The organism is Kaistia adipata DSM 17808 (genome assembly GCF_000423225.1).
Lineage (GTDB): Bacteria > Pseudomonadota > Alphaproteobacteria > Rhizobiales > Kaistiaceae > Kaistia > Kaistia adipata.
Map to the genome: position 1 here is coordinate 1 of NZ_AUHO01000012.1, position 21,885 is coordinate 21,885.

Annotated in this window: 17 protein-coding genes; 5 read left to right on the plus strand and 12 right to left on the minus strand. The window is 65.4% G+C overall.

Features of this window, described 5'->3' with window-relative positions; genetic code table 11:
- The 6 genes from G539_RS0112320 to G539_RS0112345 all read right to left on the minus strand — a co-directional run.
- Positions 1 to 299, minus strand: a 299-nt coding sequence (locus G539_RS0112320; protein WP_029075474.1) for a transposase, incomplete at its 3' end; no start/stop codon positions are given.
- Between the two features lie 201 nt (positions 300 to 500).
- A complete protein-coding gene (locus tag G539_RS0112325; RefSeq protein WP_029075475.1) occupies positions 501 to 2,522 on the minus strand; it encodes an aldo/keto reductase in 2,022 nt (673 codons plus the stop codon).
- 74 nt (positions 2,523 to 2,596) lie between these two features.
- Positions 2,597 to 3,451, minus strand: a complete 855-nt coding sequence (locus tag G539_RS0112330; protein ID WP_029075476.1) for a carbohydrate ABC transporter permease — start codon at positions 3,449 to 3,451, stop codon at positions 2,597 to 2,599.
- Positions 3,448 to 4,386 (minus strand): carbohydrate ABC transporter permease, encoded by a 939-nt coding sequence (locus G539_RS0112335; RefSeq protein WP_245576875.1) that lies wholly within the window; start codon positions 4,384 to 4,386, stop codon positions 3,448 to 3,450. Before G539_RS0112335 ends, G539_RS0112330 begins: the two co-directional genes overlap by 4 nt.
- Before the next feature lie 104 nt (positions 4,387 to 4,490).
- Positions 4,491 to 5,771, minus strand: a complete 1,281-nt coding sequence (locus tag G539_RS0112340; RefSeq protein ID WP_029075478.1) for an ABC transporter substrate-binding protein — start codon at positions 5,769 to 5,771, stop codon at positions 4,491 to 4,493.
- 358 nt (positions 5,772 to 6,129) lie between these two features.
- The gene (locus G539_RS0112345) at positions 6,130 to 6,714 is read right to left on the minus strand and encodes a nitroreductase family protein (protein WP_029075479.1); all 585 of its coding nucleotides are present in this window, start codon (positions 6,712 to 6,714) and stop codon (positions 6,130 to 6,132) included.
- 170 nt (positions 6,715 to 6,884) lie between these two features.
- Between G539_RS0112345 and G539_RS0112350 the strand changes: the two genes are divergently transcribed.
- Positions 6,885 to 7,529, plus strand: coding sequence for an SGNH/GDSL hydrolase family protein (locus G539_RS0112350; RefSeq protein WP_029075480.1), 645 nt, complete (start codon positions 6,885 to 6,887; stop codon positions 7,527 to 7,529).
- Between the two features lie 9 nt (positions 7,530 to 7,538).
- Here G539_RS0112350 and G539_RS26225 read toward each other — a convergent pair whose 3' ends face one another.
- Genes G539_RS26225 through G539_RS0112365 form a run of 3 tightly spaced genes read right to left on the minus strand, consistent with a single transcriptional unit; the run spans position 7,539 to position 13,295 of the window.
- On the minus strand, positions 7,539 to 9,716 hold the full coding sequence (locus tag G539_RS26225; RefSeq protein WP_051231343.1) for a putative bifunctional diguanylate cyclase/phosphodiesterase: 2,178 nt from the start codon (positions 9,714 to 9,716) through the stop codon (positions 7,539 to 7,541).
- 36 nt (positions 9,717 to 9,752) lie between these two features.
- Positions 9,753 to 11,042, minus strand: a complete 1,290-nt coding sequence (locus G539_RS0112360; protein ID WP_029075481.1) for a winged helix-turn-helix domain-containing protein — start codon at positions 11,040 to 11,042, stop codon at positions 9,753 to 9,755.
- Between the two features lie 45 nt (positions 11,043 to 11,087).
- Positions 11,088 to 13,295, minus strand: coding sequence for a putative bifunctional diguanylate cyclase/phosphodiesterase (locus tag G539_RS0112365; RefSeq protein WP_084639968.1), 2,208 nt, complete (start codon positions 13,293 to 13,295; stop codon positions 11,088 to 11,090).
- Positions 13,296 to 13,704: 409 nt separating this feature from the next.
- Here G539_RS0112365 and G539_RS0112370 point away from each other — a divergent pair, with 409 nt between their 5' ends.
- From G539_RS0112370 to G539_RS0112385, 4 genes are all read left to right on the plus strand, one after another.
- Entirely contained in the window at positions 13,705 to 14,526 is an 822-nt protein-coding gene (locus G539_RS0112370; RefSeq protein ID WP_035831244.1) for a hypothetical protein, read from the plus strand.
- A gap of 4 nt (positions 14,527 to 14,530) precedes the next feature.
- Positions 14,531 to 14,944 carry an SET domain-containing protein gene (locus G539_RS0112375; RefSeq protein ID WP_029075484.1) on the plus strand — a complete coding sequence of 138 codons (414 nt, stop codon included), beginning with the start codon at positions 14,531 to 14,533 and terminating at the stop codon, positions 14,942 to 14,944.
- Positions 14,944 to 16,140 (plus strand): MFS transporter, encoded by a 1,197-nt coding sequence (locus G539_RS24605; protein WP_035831245.1) that lies wholly within the window; start codon positions 14,944 to 14,946, stop codon positions 16,138 to 16,140. The genes G539_RS0112375 and G539_RS24605 overlap by 1 nt, the downstream gene beginning before the upstream one ends.
- A 110-nt stretch (positions 16,141 to 16,250) precedes the next feature.
- Complete coding sequence (locus tag G539_RS0112385) at positions 16,251 to 17,231, plus strand: SDR family oxidoreductase (protein WP_029075485.1); 981 nt, start codon at positions 16,251 to 16,253, stop codon at positions 17,229 to 17,231.
- Positions 17,232 to 18,208: 977 nt separating this feature from the next.
- On the opposite strand, the gene G539_RS27055 is transcribed toward G539_RS0112385, so the two are convergent.
- The 3 genes from G539_RS27055 to G539_RS0112395 form a co-directional block, all read right to left on the minus strand.
- Complete coding sequence (locus G539_RS27055; RefSeq protein ID WP_210162820.1) at positions 18,209 to 18,505, minus strand: hypothetical protein; 297 nt, start codon at positions 18,503 to 18,505, stop codon at positions 18,209 to 18,211.
- Positions 18,498 to 18,746, minus strand: coding sequence for a hypothetical protein (locus tag G539_RS27060; RefSeq protein WP_156911948.1), 249 nt, complete (start codon positions 18,744 to 18,746; stop codon positions 18,498 to 18,500). The genes G539_RS27055 and G539_RS27060 overlap by 8 nt, the downstream gene beginning before the upstream one ends.
- Before the next feature lie 1,097 nt (positions 18,747 to 19,843).
- Positions 19,844 to 21,811: a potassium transporter Kup gene (locus G539_RS0112395; protein WP_029075486.1), complete on the minus strand. Its 1,968-nt coding sequence runs from the start codon at positions 21,809 to 21,811 to the stop codon at positions 19,844 to 19,846.
- Between the last annotated feature and the right edge of the window lie 74 nt (positions 21,812 to 21,885).

Genomic DNA, 21,885 nt, shown 5'->3' on the forward strand with positions numbered 1-21,885 from the left:
GCGACCAGATGCGCGTTCAGCCGCTCCCAGATGCCTTGGTCGCGCCAGCGGTAAAAGTACCGTTGCACGGTCGTGCGTGGCGGGAAATCGCGCGGAACCGAACGCCATTGGCACCCCGTCGACAACACATACAAGAGCGCATTGACGACCGCCCGCATCGACGTGGACGGCGGGCGGCCCAGCGCCGACTTCGCCGGCAAAAATGGCAGGATCAGCGCCCATTCCGTATCCGTCAAATCGCTTGCATAGCGCCCCGCCGCACGCTCATGCTGCCGCCGGGTGGTCTTGGTCCAAACCATGCTGTGAGCCTCCCTGATCTTCGCAAATCAAAGAGAATCACACTTGATCAGGACCACCTAGACATTACGGGCCAGACACTCAGGATGATGGTCGAGTTCTTTGAAACCAGGCGCTTGAGACTGGCGTACGGACGCGACTACCTCAGTATGGCAGCCGGTCCCCTCTCCCGCATGCGGGAGAGGGTTGGGGTGAGGGTCCGCTCAGCCCTTGTCGAGCCAGGCGACCTGCTCGGGCGTCAGCTTGATGTCGAGCGCGGAGAGGCTATCCTCGAGCTCGGCCAGCGTGCGCGGGCCGATCAGCGGCACCACCGGGAAGGGCTGCGCCAGAACATAGGCAAGCGCGACGTGGATCGGGTCGCGGCCCAGCTTCTTCGCCAGCTCGATCGCCCGGTCGCGGCGGCCGAAGTTCTTCTCCGAATACCAGACGCGGACGATCTCCTCGTCGTCGCGCTTGTCGCGGCCGGCGCGGTCGGTGAAGAAGCCCCGCCCCTGGCTCGACCAGGCGAAGTTCGGGATCTGGCGCTCGTTCAGCCAGGCCTTCCACGGATCATCCGAAGCGGCGACGCAGCCGGCCCAGATCGGATCGAGCATCTCGGCCAGCGAGAAGTTGTTGGAGAGCGCGCCCGGCTTCTGCTTGCCGTTCGCCTCGGCATAGGCAATCGCCGCGTCCATGCGCTCGCGCGTCCAGTTGGAGCCGCCATAGGGACCGCGGATGCGGCCGGCCTTCACCTCGGCATCCATCGCGTCGACGAACTCGCCAACCGGCACGTCCGGGTTGTCGCGATGCATGAAGTAGATGTCGACATGGTCGGTCTTGAGCCGGTCGAGCGTCTCGGTGAGCTGCTTGCCGATGACGTCGGGATAGACGAGCGGCGAATGCGCGCCCTTGCCGATGATGACGGATTCGTCGCGCACGCCGCGGCTGGTCAGCCAGTCGCCGAGGATCTTCTCCGTCTTGCCGCCGGCATAGATGTAGGCCGTGTCGAACAGATTGCCGCCGGCCTCGTGGAAGGCGTCGAGCAGCACCGATGCGCTCGCAAAATCGGGGAAGAACTCGAAGCCGAGCGCGGCGACGGAAGTCGGCTGGCTGACGCCGGCGATCTGGCGCTTCGGGATCGACTTTTCGCCGCGCGCGAGCCTGGCGCCCTTGATGGTGGCGGTCTTCCGCGACGCCTTCTCGATGTCGTAGACGAGGCCGACATTGGCGCGCCATTTGTCGAGCGTGCGCAGATTGCCGAGCGTGTCGGCCCAGCTCATGCCGGGGGACGCCAGCTCCTGCCGTCCGGCGCGGATCGCCTCGCCCGCCGCGTCGACCTCGAAGGAATAGAGCCAGCCGGGCTCGACCACCTCGACCGCTTCCGTGCTGCCGTCCGGCCGCACGATGCGGATCGTGCCGGTGCCGCCCTGCTTGCCGCCGGCGAACCAGAAGTCGGAGACCTCGATGCGGCCGGTGGTGCCGAGGATGCGCAGCACGTTGTCCTGCGCCAGCGACACGCTGCAGGAGACTTCGGCGATGATCTCGTTCGGAAAGGTCAGGATCGCAGCCGCCCATTCGTCGACGCCGGATTTGCCGAGATGCGCCGCGCCCTGCACCTGGACGGGATCGAGGAAGGGCTTGCCGGCGGCCGCGCCGGCGATCAGCCGCGTCATCGAGACCGGATAGCAGCCGACGTCGAGAATGCCGCCGCCGGCGAGGTCGTTGGCGTAGAGCCGGTGCTCGGGATCGAATTTCGGCATGGCGAAGCCGAAGCTCGACTTGATGGCGCGCACCTCGCCGATCGCGCCGCTGGCGACGAGGTCGTAGAGCTTCTTCGTCTGCGGATGGACGCGGTACATGAAGGCTTCGCCCGCGAAGGTGCCGGCCTTCTTGTGGGCGTGGAAGATCGCCTCGGCCTCGAAGGCGGTCAGGCCGAGCGGCTTCTCCACCAGTGCGTGCTTGCCGGCTTCGGCCGCCTTGATCGCCCATTCGGCATGGCCGGGATGCGGCGTCGCGATATAGACGGCCTCGACCTCGGGATCGTCGAGCAGCGCCTGGTAGCCGTCATGGATGCGGGCGCCGGGGAAATCCTCGGAGAGGCCGGGCTTTGCGGGATTGCGCGTGCCGATGGCGACCAGCCTGCCTGTCCTGGAATGCGTCAGGCCATCGCGAAACGCCTTGGCGATGCCGCCCGGCCCGATGATGCCCCAGCGAACGGTTTGCTGGCTGTTGCCCTCAGTCGTCATGTCAGTCTCTCTCGTTGTCGATCATCCGGCGCGGGTCGCCGGCGGAAGGTTGGGGAAACGGAAATCGCGAACGGCTAGCCCTTGACCGCGCCCATCGTCAGTCCGGCGACGAAATGGCGTTGCATCAGGAAGAACATCACGACCGGCGGGATGGCGACAAGCACCGTCGCGGCCGAAATGATGTTCCAGGCGGTGACGTATTGGCCGCGCAGCGTGGCGAGGCCGGCGGTGACGGGACGGACCGTGTCGGCCTGGGTCAGCACCAGCGCCCAGAAATAGTCGTTCCAGACGAAGGTGAAGATCAGCACGCCCAGCGCAGCGAGCGCCGGCCGCACCAGCGGCGTCACCACATGCCAGAGCACCTGCCAGGGCGAGGTGCCCTCGACCTTGGCCGCCTCGAACAGCTCGCGTGGCAGCTCGGCGATGAAATTGCGCATGAAGAGCGTCGCGAAGCCGGTCTGGAACACGGTGTGGAACAGGATCAGCGCATAGGGGGTGTCGTAGAGCCCGACCTTCAGCATGAAGTCGCGCACCGGGATCATCAGGATCTGGTGCGGAATGAAATTGCCGCCGATCAAAAGCGCGAACAGCAGCATGTTGCCGCGGAAGCGATAGCGCGCCAGCACGAAGCCCATCATGGTCGACAGGATCATGACGAAGAACACGGTCGGCACGGTGATGACGATCGAGTTCAGGAAGAAGCGCGCCATCGGCGTCTGGGTGAAGACGGCCTGGTAGTTCTCGAACAGGTTGAAGCTCTTCGGCCAGCCCCAGTAATTGCCGACCATCAGATCCTCGGCCGAGCGGATCGACGTCAGCGTGATGGCGAAAAGCGGCAGCAGCCAGAGCGCCAGCACGACGATGATGGCGATCGGATAGAGCGCGCGGGTGGTCGGTTTCGCCTGCTGAATCGGAAGCGGATAGCTCATCGGTCGCGGCTCCGCTCGGCGCGGACGACGCGCATCAGGTACCAGGTGATGAACACCGCCATCACGGCGAACAGCACGGTCGCGATCGCCGCCGCATAGCCCATGCGGTAGGAGAAGATCGCCTGCTCGTACATCTGGTAGGCAAGCACGGAGGACGAGCCGTAGGGGCCGCCCTGCGTCATGATCGCGATCAGGTCGAAGCTGCGGAGCGCGCCGATCACCGTCACGGTGAGCGCGATGAAGCTTGCGGCGCGGAGCTGCGGCAGCACGACATGCCAGAACATCAGGAAGCCGCGCGCGCCGTCGACCCGACCGGCGCCGAGCACGTCCTCGTCGAGATTGTTCAAGCCGGCGAGGAACAGCACCATGCAGAAGGCGATCTGCGGCCAGAGTGCCGCCGCGACGATCCCGAAGGTGACGAGCTGAGGATCGGACAGGATCGCTGGCGCCGTGGCGCCGAAGGCCTGGAAGATCAGCGCCGTCATGCCGAAGGTCGGATCGTAGAACCAGGTATAGACGACGCCGACCGTCACCGGCGCCAGCACCAGCGGCATGAAGAACAGCGACTTGGCCAGGCGGATGCCGCGAATCCTCTGGTTGACCAGCAGCGCCAGCACCAGCCCGCCGACCGGCGCGATCATGAACAGCACCAGCCAGATGACGTTGTTGCGCAGGCTGGTGATGAACTGCGGATCGGAGATCAGCTCGCGATAATTGCCGAGCCCGACCCAGGTCTGCGGGCCGAGGCCATCCCAGTCATAGAGGCTCAGGCGAAAGCTCTGCAGCGTCGGTATGACGATGATCAGCAGGAAGAGGATCAGGCCCGGCGCCAGGAGCAGGGTCGGCGTGATCCATTCCCGATGCCGCCGCCAGGCCGAGGACGGCGCCCGGAGTTCCTCCCTGCGTCCGCCCGATGCTCGCAACACGTCTGCCATGAAATGCGCCGTCCGCCTGCCGAACCGCCGGCCGGTGCGGGGTATCCCGCGCCCGGCCGACATGAAGGAGACCGGCGCGACCTCTGCCGCGCCGGTCGCTCGCGTCAGTCCTTCTTGAAGATGCGCTGGCGTGTCTGCTCGAGCCGCGCCTGCACCTGCTTGCGGCTGGAGGGATCAGCCATGAACTGCTGGAAGCCGTTCATGCCGATCTGCGCCATGTCGGGATCGGTGTCGCGGTCATAGTACTGCGAGGCCGACTTCGCCGATTTCAGGATCGCCTGGCCCTTCTCGAGCAGCCAGTCCTTCTTCAGCGCCGGCACGTCGGAGCGGGTCGGGATGTTGCCTTCGGGCTCGACCCAGAGCGCCAGCCGCTCGGGCTGGTAGAAGAAGGTCAGGAACTGGCGCGCCAGATCCTTGTTCTTCGCGCCCGACGGTATGTGCATGGAATCGACCGGGAATTCCTCGGCGACGGGCACGGCCGCGTCGATCACCGGGAACTGCAGGTAGGTGTAGTTGTCGAGGTCGCCGGCCGGGATGTTGCGGGTCAGGAACTGGCCCATCAGATACATGCCCGCCTTGCCCTGCAGCAGGAACGGCACCGCGCCCTGCCAGTCATAGGAGGTGTGGTTCGGAATGAAGAACTTCTTGTCGATCAGCTCCTGCCACTTGTCGAAGACGGCGTCGAGCTTCGGATCCTCGTAGGAGGCGTCGCCCGCCATCAGCTGCATGTGGAAGTCGTAGCCGTTGATGCGGAGGTTCAGATAGTCGAACCAGGCCGCGGTCGGCCAGAGGTCCTTGGTGCCGATCGCGAACGGCGAGATGCCGTCGGCCACCATCTTGTCGCCGAAGGCGACCAGCTCGTCCCAGGTCTGGGGTTCCTTGCCGCCGGCGTATTTCTCCAGATAGTCCTTGCGCGCCCAGATGCCCCAGAAGCTGGCGCCCGTCGGCACGCCGTACTGCTTGCCGTCGACGGTGACGGTCGTGGTCAGCGCGCCGACCTTGTCGGCCCAGCCTTCCTTGGCCCAGAGGTCGGAAATGTCGTCGAACAGGCCGCGATTGACGAAGGCGCGCATGCGGTCGCCGGAGAACCAGAGGCAGACATCCGGCGGATTGGCGACGAGGAAATTGCGGATCGCCGTCTTGTAGCCCTCATGGTCCATCGCGTTCTGCTGGACCTTGATGCCGGTCTCCTTGGTGAACTCGTCGATGAACTGGGCCATCAGCTTACGCTGGCCCTCGCCGCCGATGTTGGTGTTGATGACGAGGGTTCGGTCCTCGGCGAAGGCGGGGCCCATGCCGCCGCCGATCGCGACGGCGCCGACACCGGCCATGAGGGATTTCAGGAGCGTACGACGACTGGTCGCGCGAAACGGCACGTCACTCATTTCAGTCCTCCCAGAGACACGCGATTTTTGGTTGTCGCAGCGACGGAACGGCCATTCGGCCGCCCTCCCCCGTCACCGGATAGTCAAGTCCTCCGGCGTGTCTTGGGCATCATTAGGGATACGCCCCGGAGCGAATGTCAACTCAATCTAGGTGCGCACCTCAAAACTGTATCGCGGCACCGACCTACTTCACGGAACACCCGACACAGCTTCGGAACAAGAAGACATATTTGAATAATATTATAGTCTTGCCGGCCGCCCGCTGCGTCACGCGCATCCGCCCCGGCCGGCGCCCGGGCGGGACGGAAGGCGGCCGGCGCGATGGCCGGCCACCATGGGATGCTGCGGCCCCGGAGGCTCAGCCCTCGGGCCAGCCGCCATGGAAGGCGAAATCACGCACCGCGCGACGCGTGCGGCCGGCCAGCTCGCGCTCGCGGTCGCGCTCCGGCAGGACGTCCGGATCGCCGGCAAAGCCGATGCCGATGCCCGTGCAGGGCTCGAAGCCCTCGGGGACATGGGCGGCGGCGATCACCTTGTCGCTGTCGAAGCCGCCAAAGGGGTGCACGGCCAGGCCATTGGCGGTCGCCTGCAGCAGCAGGTAGCCGAGCGCGATGCCGGTATCGTGGCGATTGTGCCAGAGCGCGCGGCCGCTGTCGGAATGCGTCCTGGCGATGGCGTAGCCGAGCACCGAGCAGCGCCGCACCCAGGGCTGGTTGCCCTCGGCGGCGCAATCGACCAGCGCATCGAAGAACGGCTCGCCGCGGAAGGCGTAGACGAAGCGCCAGGGCTGGCTGTTGGAGGAGGACGGCGCCCAGCGCGCCGCTTCGAACAGCGGCTTCAGGTCGGCTTCGGTCAGGGTCTTCACGGGATCGAAGGCGCGCGGGCTCCAGCGCTCGGCAATCACCGGCAGGATCGGCACGTCGGTCTCGGCGGGCTTCCGCATTCATCCATCTCCATCGGCATTTCGGATCGTTCGCGGCCGGACAGAATCCGTCGCCTGACGTGATCGTAGTGATGCCGGCCAAGACCGTAAGCCCCCGGCTTGAGAAATAAGGCACGCTTGATGTCTGATCGCGGGACGGCGAAGCGAATCGCCGGGAGGAGCAGCATTCGATGAAGACAGTTCTCGCCTATGGCGATTCCAACACCTGGGGCGCGGCCACCGTTCCGCGCCCCGACGACCGCTATGGCCGCGACGAGCGCTGGCCGGGCGTCGCCCAGGCCGAGCTCGGCAATGATTGGCATGTGATCGAGGAAGGCCTGCCAGGCCGCACCACCGTTCATTCCGACCCGATCGAGGGCGAGTACATGAACGGCAAGGCCTATCTCCTGCCCTGCCTGCGCAGCCACCGTCCGCTCGACGTCGTCGTCATCATGCTCGGCACCAACGACCTGAAGGCGCGCTTCAATGTGCCGGCCGAGGACATCGCCAAGGGCGTCGGCGAGCTCGTCAAGCTGATCAAGCAGGCCGAGGCCGGCAACAATGCCGGCGTGCCGAAGATCCTGATCGTCGCGCCGCCGCCGATGCTCGACCATACGGGCGAGAAGCCGGAATATACGCCGATGCTGGCGGGCGGCCTCGCCAAATCGCAGGCCTTCGCGACGCTCTACGCTGCGATCGCCAAGGAGCATGGCACGGCCTTCCTCGACGCCGGCCAGCACATCCGCTCCAGCGCCTTTGACGGCATTCACTTCGATCCGGATGCGCAGGTGGCACTCGGCAAGGCGATCGCCGCCGCCGTGAAGACGCTGGCCTGAGCCGCGGCGTCAGGCCCGCCGCAGCGTGTCGGGATCGCGCGCGGCGGCCGCCTCCAGCAGGAGTTCGGTGACGGCCTCTGCCGTCATCGGGTGGTGGAAATAATAGCCCTGCAGATGCGAGCAGCCGGCCGCCCGCATGATCTCGACATCGGCCGCCGTTTCCAGCCCCTCGGCCGTGACCTTGAGATTGAGCGCCAGGCCGAGCGCGACCGTCGCCTCGCAGAGCCGGCGCGTCTCGACATCAACCGAGACGCCGTTCACCAGCGAGCGGTCGATCTTCAGCTTGTCGAAGACAAACCGCCGGAGATAGCCGATCGACGAATAGCCGGTGCCGAAATCGTCGAGCGCCACCGTCACGCCGAGAACGCGCAGCGTGGCGACGATGTTCTGGGCGCGATCGGGATAGGCGACCAGGCTGGTCTCCGTCATCTCGACCTCGAGCCGTGACGCCGGCAGGCCCGTCTCCGACAGGATCGTGGCCAGGATCCGGTCGAAGCCGGGATTGCGGAACTGGATGGCCGAGACGTTGACGGCGAGCCGCACGGCCGGCCACGCGACCGCGTCGCGGCAGGCGTGGCGGAGCACCCAGGTGCCCAGCTCCTCCATAAGCCCCATCTCCTCGGCGACCGAGACGAAGCGATCGGGCGGGATCGAGCCATGTTCGGGATGGTCCCAGCGCAGGAGCGCCTCGACCAGCGCCGGTCGCATGGTCCTGGCGTCATAGATCGGCTGGTAGACGATATGCAGCGCATCCGCCTTGAGCGCGGCGCGCAGTTCGTCGGCGAGCTGCCGCCGCTCGATCTTGTCGGCGTCGATCGAGCGATCGTAAAGCGCGACGCGGCTGCGGCCCATTTCCTTGGCCTGATACATCGCCACGTCGGCGCGGCGCAGCAGTTCCTCGGCCGACATGCCGCCATCGTCCGCGAAGGCGATGCCGACACTGGTGCCTATGGTCAGCACGCGGCCGTCGATGGTGATCGGCGCCTGCAGATACTGGACGAGCCGGTTGGCGATCTCCTCGGCCGCGCCGACCGTGTCGCGGTTGTCGAGCACCAGCGCGAACTCGTCGCCGCCGACCCTGGCGAGCAGGCCCCGGTCGCAGCAGATCGAGCGGAAGCCCGAGGCCACCCGCACCAGCAGGTGATCGCCGGTCTCGTGGCCATAGGAATCATTGACCTCCTTGAAGCCGTCGAGGTCGAGGAAGATCACGGCGAGCGGCGGCTTCCCGGTCCGGCGCACGGCGGCGTCGAGCCCCTTGATCAGCGCCGCGCGGTTCGGCAGGCCGGTCAGGCTGTCGTGATGGGCGTCATGCACGGCCTGCTGCTCGCGCCGGCGCGCCGAGATCAGGTTGGCATAGCCGATGCCGAGCAGGAACAGGATCGTCAGGCCGATCAGCCCGAGCATGACATAGGCGAGCGGCGCAACCCGGCCAAAGGCTTCGCCGCCCGGGCTGCGGCGCTCCCAGGTCAGCGCGCCGATGGCCTGCCCCAGCGGATCGATCAGCTGCACCTTGTGGCCGTCGTAGTCAGGGTCGAAGCTGAGCGCCATGCCCTTGATGGTGAAGTCGCTGCCCATTCTCCGGATCATCTCGTCGTCGAAGGTGCGCGAGATCACGAGCAGGCGCGGCCGCCCCTGCGGCAAGAGCGAGTCCCGGCTCGACGGCAGTACGGAGCCGACCGCCACCGCGGCGATGGCGCCCGAGCGGTCCTTCATGACGCCGACCTTGGCGTCATACTGGGTGTAGTTCTCGACGAGCGCGGTTGTCAGCGCCTGCAGCGGCGAGCCGAACTCCTCGATCGGCCCGCGCGGCGCGATCCCGCCACGGCGATAGGAGAAGACCGCCCGGCCGTTTTCATCGAGCAGGTAGGCGGCGTCGAAAAAGACGGCGGAGCGCGTCGCCTCGCGGAAATTGCGCTCGGCGAAATCCTGATCGACCACACCATAGAGGCGCACCGCGGCGTCGTCCCACACGGCATAGTCGCCATGGACCTCGCGCAGGCGCTTCAGCATCGCCTGCAGCGACGCATCGGCCGAGCCGGTCGTCGCCGTGGCATCGATGCTGTCGACCTCGCCGGCCATCTCGTTCAGGGCGAAGATCATGAACATGATCGAGCCCGCCAGGATCACGAGAACCGGCAGGGCGATGCGCAGCGCGAATCTGAAGGTCGAGCGCGGAATGAGACTCATGGCACCGTTAGAATTGTGTACCCTAACGGCATACAATCATTCAGTCGATAAGGGCGAATGAAGGAAGTCGTTAGACTTGGAATCGTCGTCGACGACGGTCAGGGCGCGCCGAAGCGTCACCGCGGCCGGTGTGTCCGCCTCCACCGAAATCTCCGAAAGTCGCAGCCAGCCGGCGAGCCGCCGAAGCCCCCCGGCCAGCGCGCCGAGCATGTCGTCGGTTCGGCGCACGCCGTCCTCGACGAAGACGCCGAAGACGCGCAGCCGCCCGCCGGCCCGGTCGGCCTTCAGATCGACGCGCCCCTCGAGCCGGCCGCGATGCAGGAACGGCATGACGAAATAGCCGAAGATTCGCTTCGGCTCCGGCGTGTAGAACTCCAGCCGGTAGTGGAAGTCGAAGATGCGCTCGGTGCGCGGCCGGTGCCAGACCAGGGGATCGAAGGGCGACAGCAGCGCCGTCGGCGTCAGCCGCTTCGGGATCGGGGCCCCCGCGGCGAGATAGGCCGGCTGTTTCCAGCCCTCGACCGTCACCGGCTCGAGCGCGCCGTCCTCGACGAGTTCGGCGATCGCCCGCTTGGTCTCGGCGACCGGCAGGCGGAAATAGTCGCGAATGTCGATCTCGGTCGCCACGCCATGCGCCCGCGCGCCGGCGAGCGTCAGGGCACGGATCGCGTCGGGCTCCTCCGGCGTCGCCGCCGACAGGACAGCGGCGGGAATGGCCCGCTCGGTCAGGTCGTAGACGCGCTCGAAGCCGCGGCGGTGGCTCGTCGTGACCTCGCCCGTCCAGAACAGATATTCGAGCGCCGTCTTGCCCTTGTGCCAGCCCCACCAGGGGCCGCTGCGCTCGCCCGGGTCGTCGAGCTCGCCCGCCGCGAGCGGGCCGCGCCGGCCGATCTCGGCGATGACGGCGCGGATATAGTCCGGGTTCTCGGTCGCGAAGCGGACGAGGCCGCCATAGATGCCAATTCCAGCGGTGGCCCTGCGCATGCGCCAGCGCATCAGCGGCTGCATCTCGAGCGGCAGCAGCGATGCCTCATGCGCCCAGTATTCGAACAGCGCCCGCCGGGCGCCGCCGGCGAAGGCGCGCTCGTCCAGCGCCTCGCGGGAATAGGCGCCGATGCGGCTGAAAACGGGCAGATAGTGCGAGCGCACCAGCACGTTCACCGAATCGATCTGCAGCAGCCCCATCCGCGCGACGACGGGCGCGATCCGGCGCCATTGCGCCAGCCCGTCGACGCGGCCGCCGCCAAATCCCTGCGCGGCGAGCGCGATCCGGCGGGCTTCGTCCGCCGCAAGGGTACCCTGAAGCTGGCTCTGGTGAATCGTCATGTCCCGACTATCGCAGGCGGCCGGTTCGGAAACCAGCCGCCGCGCTCAGGACTGGACCAGATTGATCTGGCGCTCCAGCTCGGCCTTGGGCGGCGGCAGGTCGGGGAACAGCCGGCGGCTCTCGCCCAGGCCCGCCAGCAGCGCCGTCACCTCGGCCGCCGCCAGCGGCTTGGAAAGGTGGAAGCCCTGGACGAACTCGCATTGCAGCAGGCGCAGCAGCTGCAACTGCTCGACCGTCTCGATGCCTTCGGCGACGACGGCGATGTCCATGGCGTCGCCGAGCGCGATCATCGACTGGATCAGCGCATTCGCGGTCGGGTTGGTGCCGAGCTCGGCGATGAAGGACTTGTCGATCTTCAGCCAGTCGAAGGGGAACTGGCGCAGATAACCGATCGACGAGAAGCCGGTGCCGAAATCGTCCAGCGACAGGCCGAAGCCCATTGACTTCAGGCGCGCCAGCTTGCGCTTGGCGATGGTCGGGTTGCGGACCAGCAGGCCCTCGGTCAGCTCCAGCTTGAAGCGGTTCGGCACGACATCGTGGCGGCGGGCGATGGCGCCGAGATCATTGGCGAAGCTCGGGTCGCGCAGCTGCGCCGGCGACACGTTGATCGATATCTTGAGGCCCGGCCATTCGACCATGTCGCGGCAGGCGCGCTGGAACACGAACTTGCCGATCTCGTGAATCGCGCCCGTCTCCTCCGCCACCGGGATGAACTCGGCCGGCGAGACGCGACCGAACTCCTTCGAGTCCCAGCGCACCAGCGCCTCGACCGAGACCACGGCGAGGTCGCTCGCCCGGACGATCGGCTGGTAGACGACGGAGAACTCGTCCGCCTCGATGGCGCCGCGCAGCGCGATGCCGAGGCGCTTGCGGTGCAGCGCGCCGGTCTCGAGCCCGGAATGATAGGGCACGGCGTCGCGCTCGGCCGCGTTCTTGGCCTGGTACATGGCGAGGTCGGCCCGGCGCATCAGCTCCGACGGCGTCACGTCCTTGCCGTCGGCGACCGCATAGCCGACCGCCGCGGTCACCTGGAACTGGAAGCCGGCTACGCCGAAAGGCTGGTCGAGCGAATGCACCATGGCCGAGGCGACGCCGGCGACGGTCGCCTGCGCGGTCTTGCCGGTCAGCGCCACGGCGAACTCGTCGCCGCCGACGCGGGCGAAGCGGGCGTCGGGCGGCAGGATCATCGACAGCCGCTCGGCCAGGAGCCCGACCAGCTCGTCGCCACCCTGGTGGCCGATCGAGTCGTTGACCGCCTTGAAGCCGTTGACGTCGAGATAGATGATCGCCGCCTCGCCATTGGCGCAGGCATCGCCAAACTGATCGCTGTCGCTGAGCTCGTTGAAGCCATAGCGGTTGGTGAGGCCGGTCAGGCTGTCTGTGCGGGCGGCGGTGACCGCCTGGCGCTCGCTCAGCGCCTGCGACAGCGCCAGGCGGCGGGCGCGCAGCACGGTCCACATGGCGATCAGGCAGAACACCAGCAGGCCGCCGGCGATCGGCGCCACGACGTTGCGCAGCACCGCGAAGCCGGGGGTCGGCGGCGTCCAGACGAAATGGCCGATCACCTTGCCGTAGATGTCGCGGATCTCGGGGAAGCCCTTCGCCGACTCGGCGTCGCCCGGCTGCAGGCGGAGATCGTTGATGAGAAAGCTGCGGCCGAGCTCCGACAGGCGCTGGGTGCTCAGATAGAAGCCCATCACCAGGACCGGGAGATCCTCGGGCTTGACGGTATCGAGCTTCGACACGGGCGCGATGCGCGACACCGCGAACAGCAGCGTGCCGGCCGGCGTCTCGATATAGGCGGAGCGGGCGGCGTTGTTCTCGATCGGCGCCGTGCGGATCAGCTCCTGGATCCGCGCGATCAGCTCCGGCGTCATGACGGATTGCGGGCTCGGCGCGCCCTCCGGCGTCCACCAGCCATATTTCAGCTCGCCCTGCGGCGACAGGATCGCGAGAAAATCGGCGATCAGCGTATCGACGATGCCGGTGCCGATATTGGCGTCGATCCAGTCCCTGTCGCCCCGGCCATACGCCTCATACGCCTCTTCCCACCACGAATAGTCGTTCGCCAGGCCCTGGACGCGCGTGTGCATGGCGTCAACGCCGCCCATCACCATCGTCCGGGTCTGCTGGGCAGCCTGATCATTCTGTCGGTAGGCCATCCAGGCGACGCCCGAGATGACGGTCACGATCGTGACGACAATGCCGGCCACAAGATTGAAGGTAATTCGTCCGGCGATCGGGTGAGACATACGTCGTGTCCATCTCTTTTCTTCGACGCGTTACCCTAGGCATCAGCCTTTTATGCGGCCTTAACCGGTTTCCGACGATTTTAGCGATCGTTGGTGAGCGGACGAAACGGGCGGACGAAACGGTGAGTCGGCAAGGCCATCGGGTGTCCGGCGCCCTCTTTCACTCGGCACGAAGCGAGGCGTCGCATGAAAGAGAACAGTAGACTTGGCTATAATACGGTTGACTTTGCGTTGAATTTTCCTGCAATTTCAAACCGATCACATCCACTTGAGGTCTGCGTAGCGCTGCGGGGGCATTATGAACTTCCCACCGGATGATGATTCGGCTGGGATGGCGCCGTCAGTCGCCGTCGGCTGCCCATTTCATCCCAAGGTACCGTCAAACAGCGAATTTGACGACTGGCTGCAGGTGGATCTTCGCTGCTCGGCCGGCAAGCGCGAGTTTCAGCTCGGCCGCTACACCGTCGCCCATGTCCGCAACGGCTATCAGTTCGCCGAGGCGCTGACCGCCTTCCGGCAGGATGTCGAGGAATATCGGAAGACCGGCTTCCTGGCGATCGTCGCGACGCCGCTCAGCTTTACCAATTCCGAGGACGAGCTGCGCGCCCTCGCCCAGATCATGGTCGATGCCGGCTATGCCGACAGCGCCGGCGCCCTCGTCAACAGCGAGACCGTGGCGATCCCGTTCGACGTCATCTGCCCGGTCACGGGCATCCCCACGGTGTACGAGTTCTTTCCCGTCGCCTTCTGCCCCCATGCCGCCGCCGTCGCCGATCCGCTCTACGACCCGGCGCTCAGCACCCCCTTCCTCGCCATCAACACCACGTCGGATGCCTTCGCCTTCGGCATGCTGGTGCGCGACCTGTGCGAGCGGCATTTCCATTGCGCGCCGCATGAGGTGCGCGAGCGGAGCGAGCTGGCGCGGCTGCTGCAGAAATGCGCCGCCGCCTGGCAGAAGATGTCGATCAACACGATCCAGGGCTACCAGAAGGTGTCGGCGACGCCCGAGCGCGCCGTGCATCTTTCCGACGACCGGCAGTTCTGGACGGCGCCCCACAACGACCCCGTCTTCGCCGAGCTGGCCAAGGAGCCGCACGACCACGAAATGCCGGTGGTCTACGCGCAGCGGCTTTGCGAGAAATGGCTCGCTGCGCTATTCGACGGACAGCGCTACGAGGCGAGCCGCGACGGACAGTCCGGCGGCATCCCGGCCTTCGACTTCAGGAAGTGAGTTCATGAGCTACACCAATGACGAGGCCATCGAGGTCCGCGCCATCAGCGACGACCACCAGACGATCCACGCCCGCATCGACATCCCCAAGGACACGCTGCTCGGCTTCTTCGACGGCAAGGCCATGCTGATCGACCTCGACCGGCAGAGCGAGCTCGACGACTACTGGTGGCGGCAATCCGTCCACCTCAAGCTGATCGGCCGCAAGCTGCTCTGCCTGCTGCCGATGGAGGCGCCGGCCGGCATCGATTTCCTCAACCATTCCTGCCGTCCGAACACGCGGGTGGAAGACCAGCTCTACGTGTTCGCCGATCGCGACATCGCCGCCGGCGAGGAACTGACCGCCGACTACCGCACCTTCGACCTGGTGCCGCAGGGCATCCGCTGCTGGTGCCCCGAGCCGCTCTGCGAGATCTGATGCCGTCCAGCGACCCGAAGAAGACCGAGGCGCGCGCCCGCTACTGGCGCGTCGCCGGCGTGCTGCTGCTGATCGGCATCGAGGCGCTGCTGTTCGGCTATTCCTACCCGTTCTTCTCGCTCGCGCTGGAGAGCAAGGGCATCGCCACCTGGCTGATCGGCCTCAACGCCTCGATCGCCGGCGCCGGCATCCTGATCTTCGGCCCCTTCGTGCCCTGGCTGATCGACAGGCTGGGCCTGCGCCTGCTCGTGGCGGCGCAGTTCGCCCTGTCGCTCGCCTCCTTCGCCGCCATCCTCCTCTTCGACGACATCGTCGTCTGGTTCGTGGCCCGCTTCGTCATGGGCACCTGCTTCTCGGCGCTCTGGACGACGACCGAGATCTGGCTGAACGGCGTCGTCGACGACAGGAACCGCGGCCGCATCGTCGGCGCTTCCGGCACGCTCTACGCGGCCTGCCAGTTCATGGGCCCGCTGCTCCTCAGCGGCACTGGCTCGACCGGCAGCCTGCCGCTCGTCGTCGCCATGGTCCCGCTCGCGATCGGCGTCGCGGTGGCGCTGTCGATCCGCTCGGCCGTCGGCGAGGTCGAGGACGACGAGGAAAGCGGCGACGTCCACACGCTGCGGATGTCGCTGACGCTGGCCGGAAGCCTGATCGCCGCCGCCTTCCTGACCGGCATCGGCGAGACGGCGATGCAGAGCCTGCTGCCGCTCTACGGCCTCGCCTACGGGCTGACCGAGGCCGGCGCCTCGCGCCTCGTCGCCGTCTTCAGCCTCGGCGAGGCGGTCCTGATCGTGGCGCTGGGCTGGTTCGCCGACCGGCACGGCCGGCGGCTGACGCTGATCGGCTGCACCGTCCTCGCGGTGGTCAGCACCCTCGCCTTCCCGCTGGTGATGAACCAGGCGTTCCTGCTCGAACCGGTCATCTTCCTCGCCGGCGGCACCGTCTCCGGCCTCTACACGCTGGGCATCGTCCTCATCGGCCAGGATTTTCGTGGCCAGCGACTGGCCGTCGTCTCGACGGGCTTCGCCATGGCCTATTCGGCCGGCTCGGTGATCGGCTCCACCCTGATCGGCGTGCTGATGGACCTGTTCGGGTCGGAAGCGCTGCCGATCTCGGTGGCGGCCGGTTTCGTCGCCCTCTTGATCTTCCTCGCCCGCCCCGTGCGGAAGGCAACCAACGAACTGCCGGTCGACTGAGTTCGGGAAGCGCCGGCTCCCGAAACCCATGCCAGAAGAAGGCCAAGGCCCGCTCCGACACATCGACATCCCGCGCTCACGTTCCTCCGTTTCCGTGAAAGGTTCTCCAGATGACTCTGAGTATTCTCTTCATCGGCGGCACAGGCCAGATCTCGTATCCCTGCGTCGAACGCGCCGTGGCGCAGGGGCATGACGTCAGCGTCTACAATCGCGGCAAGCGGGAAAGCGACCTCCCTTCGGGCGTCACGTCGATCCTCGGCGACCTGGCCGGACCGGAATATGCGGATCTGGCCCGGCACAATTTCGATGTCGTCTGCCAGTTCATCGCCTTCACGCCGGACCAGGTGGCGCGGGACATCGAGATCTTCACCGGCCATTGCGGACAGTACATCTTCATCTCGTCGGCCTCGGTCTATGAGAAGCCGGCGCGCCACTACGTGATCACCGAGAAGACGCCGGCGATCAATCCGTACTGGCCCTACAGCCAGGCCAAGATCGCCTGCGAGAAGCTGCTGGAGAATGCCGAGGGCCTGAACTGGACGATCGTGCGCCCCAGCCATACGGTCCGCACCGGGCTGCCGATCATGATGGGCGACAGCGATATCATGGCGCGCCGCATGCTGGACGGCGAGCCCACCATCGTCGCCGGAGACGGCCATACGCCCTGGACGCTGACCCGATCGGTTGATTTCGCGGTGCCCTTCGTCGGGCTGTTCGGCAACAAGGCGGCGCTGAACGACATCTTCCACATCACCAATGACCGCGCCCATATCTGGGACGACATCCAGAAGGCGATCGGCCGCCTGCTCGGCGTCGAGGCCAGGATCGTGCATGTCCCGACCGACACGTTGGTCCGCTACAATCCGGAATGGATCGGCCCGCTGACCGGCGACAAGGCGTGGACGGCGATCTTCGACAATTCCAAGATCAAGAGCGTGGTCGGTGACTTCCACTGCGCCGAGAGCCTCGACGAGATCCTGGCCGAGCCGATCCATCACCTCAAGCAGCGCCTCGCGGCGCAGCGTCCTCCCAAGGGCGAATTCGACGCCCTGGTGGACCGGATCTGCCGCGAGCAGTCGGCGCTAGGCTAGGGACGGCGGAAGCAGCTGCCGAGCGAGGCACCTGCTCCGCCCATTGCCACGCCATGCAACGTTCGCGGCAAATCCCACCAAGGTGGTAGGTCCGCTCGCGCCCCCATTGTCGCCGTTCGAGATGCTCCAGTCGCCGCCCGAAACCTGCCAATCGTTCGGTTCCCTACGGACGGCAGTGTCGGGCCGTGAGCGGCCTGTCCGGTTTCAAGAACCAAACCGCGATAGCGGGCATTCATCATAGATTGTCAGCTCGCTCGCGCTGACTATGCTGCTCGGCCCGTGACGCCGGTGCCGGTCAAGCCACTCTATCAGATCTATGGCGGGACGGCTGTCCTGCAGGGGGCGCATCCGCACCTTTTGGGCAGCGGTTGCACTCAATCTCGGCTCATAGCGTAGAGTCTGTGGCATCTACTTTGTTTCTATTGTGCAGCGATCAGCGAAAATGTCGGGCCATGTACGGGAACCGGAGGCGTTCGGCGGGCGAAGACGATGTAATAGAGAGCTACCTTCACTATAGCGCTCAATAACCCTTCTTAACGCGAATCTGAAGGAGAAAACTGTTTGTACGTCTACTGCTATTCTGTGATAACTTGCCGATGCTCGACAGCATTTTGGAGGGTTCGAATGGTCTCAGAAAGAAACGCAACGATCTGGATACCGCTGGCGCTTGGTGCCGCGGGGGTTCTATTGGGTGTTGTGCTCACGAAATTCTCGCCAGAACTCCCTAGTTGGGCATCAGTCATTGGGGCTTTCATTGCGGTCGCACTCGTTGGCTGGGCCGTATACCTCGCCTACCAGAAGAATCAACTGGACGGGCTTAGAGGCGGTGTAGGTGGCCGCGCCTTCGCGTCCGGTGAGGATAGCCAGGCAATTGGCGGACGCGGAGGTGATGCGGGAAGTGGCGACGGCGGCGATGGAGGCATGGCGACGGCAAAGGGAAGACGATCCGTCGCCAGAGGAGGAAATGGCGGTAGAGGCTAAAGTACTGCGCTGGGCGAACTGCGCTCACCCTCCGGCTGCGCATAGTGCTTGAGCAACATGCCAGCCAAATCCACAGCCAACTCAGGGGTGAGGGTCAACGCATGGGTATATACCGGCTCTCGTAGCCCCTCTGGACCGACTGCTGGCCCACCGTTTCCGAATGCGATGCGAACAAGATCGTGCGACTCAGGCGTGAAGGAAAACGATGTGGCGGCGAATTCGGGCATGCCGGGCCTGAATATCGCTTTCCATACCTTGAGCGACAGACCATTCACAATTTGATTTTCATCCATAGACAAGACCTTTCAAAGTAAGAGGCGTGTAATGAAACGAAAGGGTTCCGGAGGGCGCGGCGGCGATGCCAATGTATATGGAGAAGACAGCACTGCGGAAGGAGGCATAGGTGGAGATGCCGTCATTGGCGATGGTGGGGACGGCGGTCACGCGATAGTCGCTGCCGATCAAAGTCACGCTGTCGGAGGGCGTGGTGGCCGAGGAGGTATCGGGTCGGGGGGAAGAGGTGGAGACGCTCACATTCTACCTGATGATGCCTCGTTGGAAGATCCCCTCGGCGCAGACAAGCCTGATCCATTTCCCGTGGGGCCGAGCGATTCTTATATCACTATAGATGGCAGGATCATCTTGTTGGCACGAGGCGGCCAGAATGGAGATGAAGGCGGGCGGGGCGGTGATGGCTATGCTGTAGGTGGCAATTCGTTCGTAGCCGGCGGCAAAGGGGGAGAAGCATCACAGCCTGACGGCCGCGGAGGAAGAGGAGGGCGCGCTTTCAGGGGTGATGAGCTATTAGGGCAACACGACACGCAACGAACAGCCCATATGCGCTGGCCTTACTATGAGCCGATAACCGAGCCGGGGCGTGGTGCAGACGCGCCCGACACACCCCACTATAAGGCGCGACGGTTGATCGTCGAGCAGATCAAGAAGCGGTACTTTGCTCTTCAGGGCCTATCCTTCGATGGAGTCTGGTGGGATCGTGAGGTGGTTCCCCTCGCTTGGATCAATGAGCAACTTGAAGCGAATGGTCACCTTTGGCGTGCAAGCGTTGTTGATGATGAGTATGAGTTTTCCGACGTAGGTCGCTAGCTGGCAGCAGACCACAGCGAACCGCCACGAGACTCAAAGGGAGTTCCGAGCCGTGTCGACCTAAATAGCGTGTCTCAGCAGAGATACGGCTCGGTAGGCGCGCGAACTGCGATTCAATCGCGCTGTAGAGGGGTGTCGGCGGCACAGCACAAGCGATTGCGAACAAATTTATGAGATGATCGGCGGCAATAATTGGCGGACCAGACGGGATTCGTACACATACGCCGAAACAGCTGGCTGACGCTCGGCTTCGTCACAAGCAATGACGGCTTTCGGGAGAAGCGAGCTTAGCTTGAACCGCCGCAATGGGCGCTTCCCTGCCAAAGGTAGTTGATCATGTGAAGGGCAAATTTCCCGAAGTCGCCGCCCGAAAACCTGCCAGTCCGCTTTCCACCCCATGTCAGACATTCGCGCTACCCGGTGCCGTGTTTTCATCCGTCCAATTGAAAAGGCCGCCCACGATTGTCTCGCGACGGCCTTTTCAATAGCTGGACAGGCGGGGCGCCGAAGCGCGACGCCCCCGCCAATCAGATCGACATCTGCGTGCCAATCTCGACGACGCGGCCGGTCGGAATATGGAAATACTCCGTCGCGTCGCTGGCGTTGATCGCCAGCTTGATGAACAGCTTGTCCTGGAACCGCGCGAGCAGGTGGTGGCTCGCCGGCTTGATGGAGCGGCGCGACAGGAAGAACGACGTCGACATGATGTCGTATTTCCAGCCCTGCTTGCGGCAGAGCGCCAGCGCCGCCGGCACGTTCGGCGTCTCCATGTAGCCGAAGGTCATGAAGATGCGCGTGAAGCTGTCGTTGATCGGCTCGATCCGCACCCGGTCCGCCTCGTCGATGCGCGGCGTGTTGCTGGTGACGACCGTCAGCAGCACGTTCTTCTGGTGCAGCACGCGGTAGTGCTTGAGGCTGTGCAGCAGCGAGGACGGCGCCGTTTCCGGATCGCTCGTCAGGAACACCGCCGTGCCGGGCACCCGCACGACGCTGCTCTTCTCGAGGTTCTTGACAAGCTCCGCGAGCGGCACGTCGGCGCGCCGGCTCTTCTCGAACAGGATCTTGGTGCCGCGCACCCAGGTCCGCATGATGAACATGATCGAGAGCGCCAGCAGGATCGGCAGCCAGCCGCCTTCCGTGATCTTCAGCAGGTTGGCGCCGAAGAAGATCAGGTCGATCAGCAGGAACGGCGCGATCAAGAGGGCCGAGACCCAGAGCGGCCAGCGCCAGAACCGCCAGACGACGATGAAGGCGAGGCAGGCGGTGATGACCATCTCGGCCGTCACCGAGATGCCATAGGCGGTGGCCAGCTTGCTGGACGAGCCGAACATGATGACCAGCAGCAGCACGGCGACCATCAGGATCGAGTTGACCTGCGGCATGTAGATCTGGCCGACATGCGTCTCCGAGGTGTGCGAGATCTCCATCCGCGGCAGCAGCTTCAGCTGGATCGCCTGGCGGGTCATCGAATAGGCGCCGGTGATGACCGCCTGCGAGGCGATGACCGTCGCCAGCGTGGCGAGCAGCACCACCGGCAGCAGCGCCCATTCCGGGAACAGCAGGTAGAACGGGTTCTTGATCGCGTCGGGATTGGCGAGCACCAGCGCGCCCTGGCCCAGATAATTGGCGGTCAGCGCGGGGAACACGAAGGCGAGCCAGGTGGCCTGGATCGGCTTGCGGCCGAAATGGCCGAGATCGGCATAGAGCGCCTCGGCGCCCGTCACCGACAGGAAAGCGGCGCCGATGACGAGCAGGCTGGTATGGCCGTGCGTCACCACATAGCTGACGGCGTGATAGGGATTGAAGGCGGCGAAGATGCCGGGATCGTCGGCGATGTGCAGGAAGCCGCCGATCGTCATGACGACGAACCAGAGCGCCGTGATCGGCCCGAACCAGGACGCGACCTTGGCCGTGCCGTAGCGTTGCACGAGGAAGAGCGCCGCGATGATGACGATGGTGATCGGCACGACATAGCCGTCGAAGGCCGGCGTCACCAGCGTCAGGCCCTCCACCGCCGACAGCACCGAGATCGCCGGCGTGATCACCGCGTCGCCGTAGAACAGCGCCGCGCCGGCCACGCCGAGCACGAAGATGATGGGCGCCGACCGGCCCGTCGCGCGGAGCGCCAGGGCCATCAGCGACAGCGTGCCGCCTTCGCCATTGTTGTCGGCGCGCAGCAAAATGACGACATATTTGAGCGTGACGATGATCGTCAGCGTCCAGATGATGAGCGAGATGACGCCGATCACCTCCTCGCGGGCCAGCACGCCATGGGCCTTCTCGGCCGCGTGCAGCGCTTCGCGCAGGGCGTAGATGACGCTGGTGCCGATGTCGCCATAGACGACGCCGACTGAACCGAGCGCGAGCGTGAAGAAACCGGCATGGGCAACCGGCGAGCTGCCGCCGTTCTCCTCGGCAGCGCTTCCGGATGACGTCGCGGTGACCGCACCCGGAGTGGAGGTTCCGGTGTCGGACCCCTGAGTATTCAAAGCCATGAACTCGTCATCTCGTTCACCGCGCATCCCGGCGGCCGCGCGTGCTTATAGCAGATGACGAGAAGCATACAACG

Bases quoted from the DNA above. Each gene is read 5' to 3' on its own strand.
- G539_RS0112325 (WP_029075475.1), bottom strand. From the start codon at position 2,522: ATGACGACTGAGGGCAACAGCCAGCAAACCGTTCGCTGGGGCATCATC.
- G539_RS0112330 (WP_029075476.1), bottom strand. From the start codon at position 3,451: ATGAGCTATCCGCTTCCGATTCAGCAGGCGAAACCGACCACCCGCGCG.
- G539_RS0112335 (WP_245576875.1), bottom strand. From the start codon at position 4,386: ATGGCAGACGTGTTGCGAGCATCGGGCGGACGCAGGGAGGAACTCCGG.
- G539_RS0112340 (WP_029075478.1), bottom strand. From the start codon at position 5,771: ATGAGTGACGTGCCGTTTCGCGCGACCAGTCGTCGTACGCTCCTGAAA.
- G539_RS0112345 (WP_029075479.1), bottom strand. From the start codon at position 6,714: ATGCGGAAGCCCGCCGAGACCGACGTGCCGATCCTGCCGGTGATTGCC.
- G539_RS0112350 (WP_029075480.1), top strand. From the start codon at position 6,885: ATGAAGACAGTTCTCGCCTATGGCGATTCCAACACCTGGGGCGCGGCC.
- G539_RS26225 (WP_051231343.1), bottom strand. From the start codon at position 9,716: ATGAGTCTCATTCCGCGCTCGACCTTCAGATTCGCGCTGCGCATCGCC.
- G539_RS0112360 (WP_029075481.1), bottom strand. From the start codon at position 11,042: ATGACGATTCACCAGAGCCAGCTTCAGGGTACCCTTGCGGCGGACGAA.
- G539_RS0112365 (WP_084639968.1), bottom strand. From the start codon at position 13,295: ATGTCTCACCCGATCGCCGGACGAATTACCTTCAATCTTGTGGCCGGC.
- G539_RS0112375 (WP_029075484.1), top strand. From the start codon at position 14,531: ATGAGCTACACCAATGACGAGGCCATCGAGGTCCGCGCCATCAGCGAC.
- G539_RS24605 (WP_035831245.1), top strand. From the start codon at position 14,944: ATGCCGTCCAGCGACCCGAAGAAGACCGAGGCGCGCGCCCGCTACTGG.
- G539_RS0112385 (WP_029075485.1), top strand. From the start codon at position 16,251: ATGACTCTGAGTATTCTCTTCATCGGCGGCACAGGCCAGATCTCGTAT.
- G539_RS27055 (WP_210162820.1), bottom strand. From the start codon at position 18,505: ATGGATGAAAATCAAATTGTGAATGGTCTGTCGCTCAAGGTATGGAAA.
- G539_RS0112395 (WP_029075486.1), bottom strand. From the start codon at position 21,811: ATGGCTTTGAATACTCAGGGGTCCGACACCGGAACCTCCACTCCGGGT.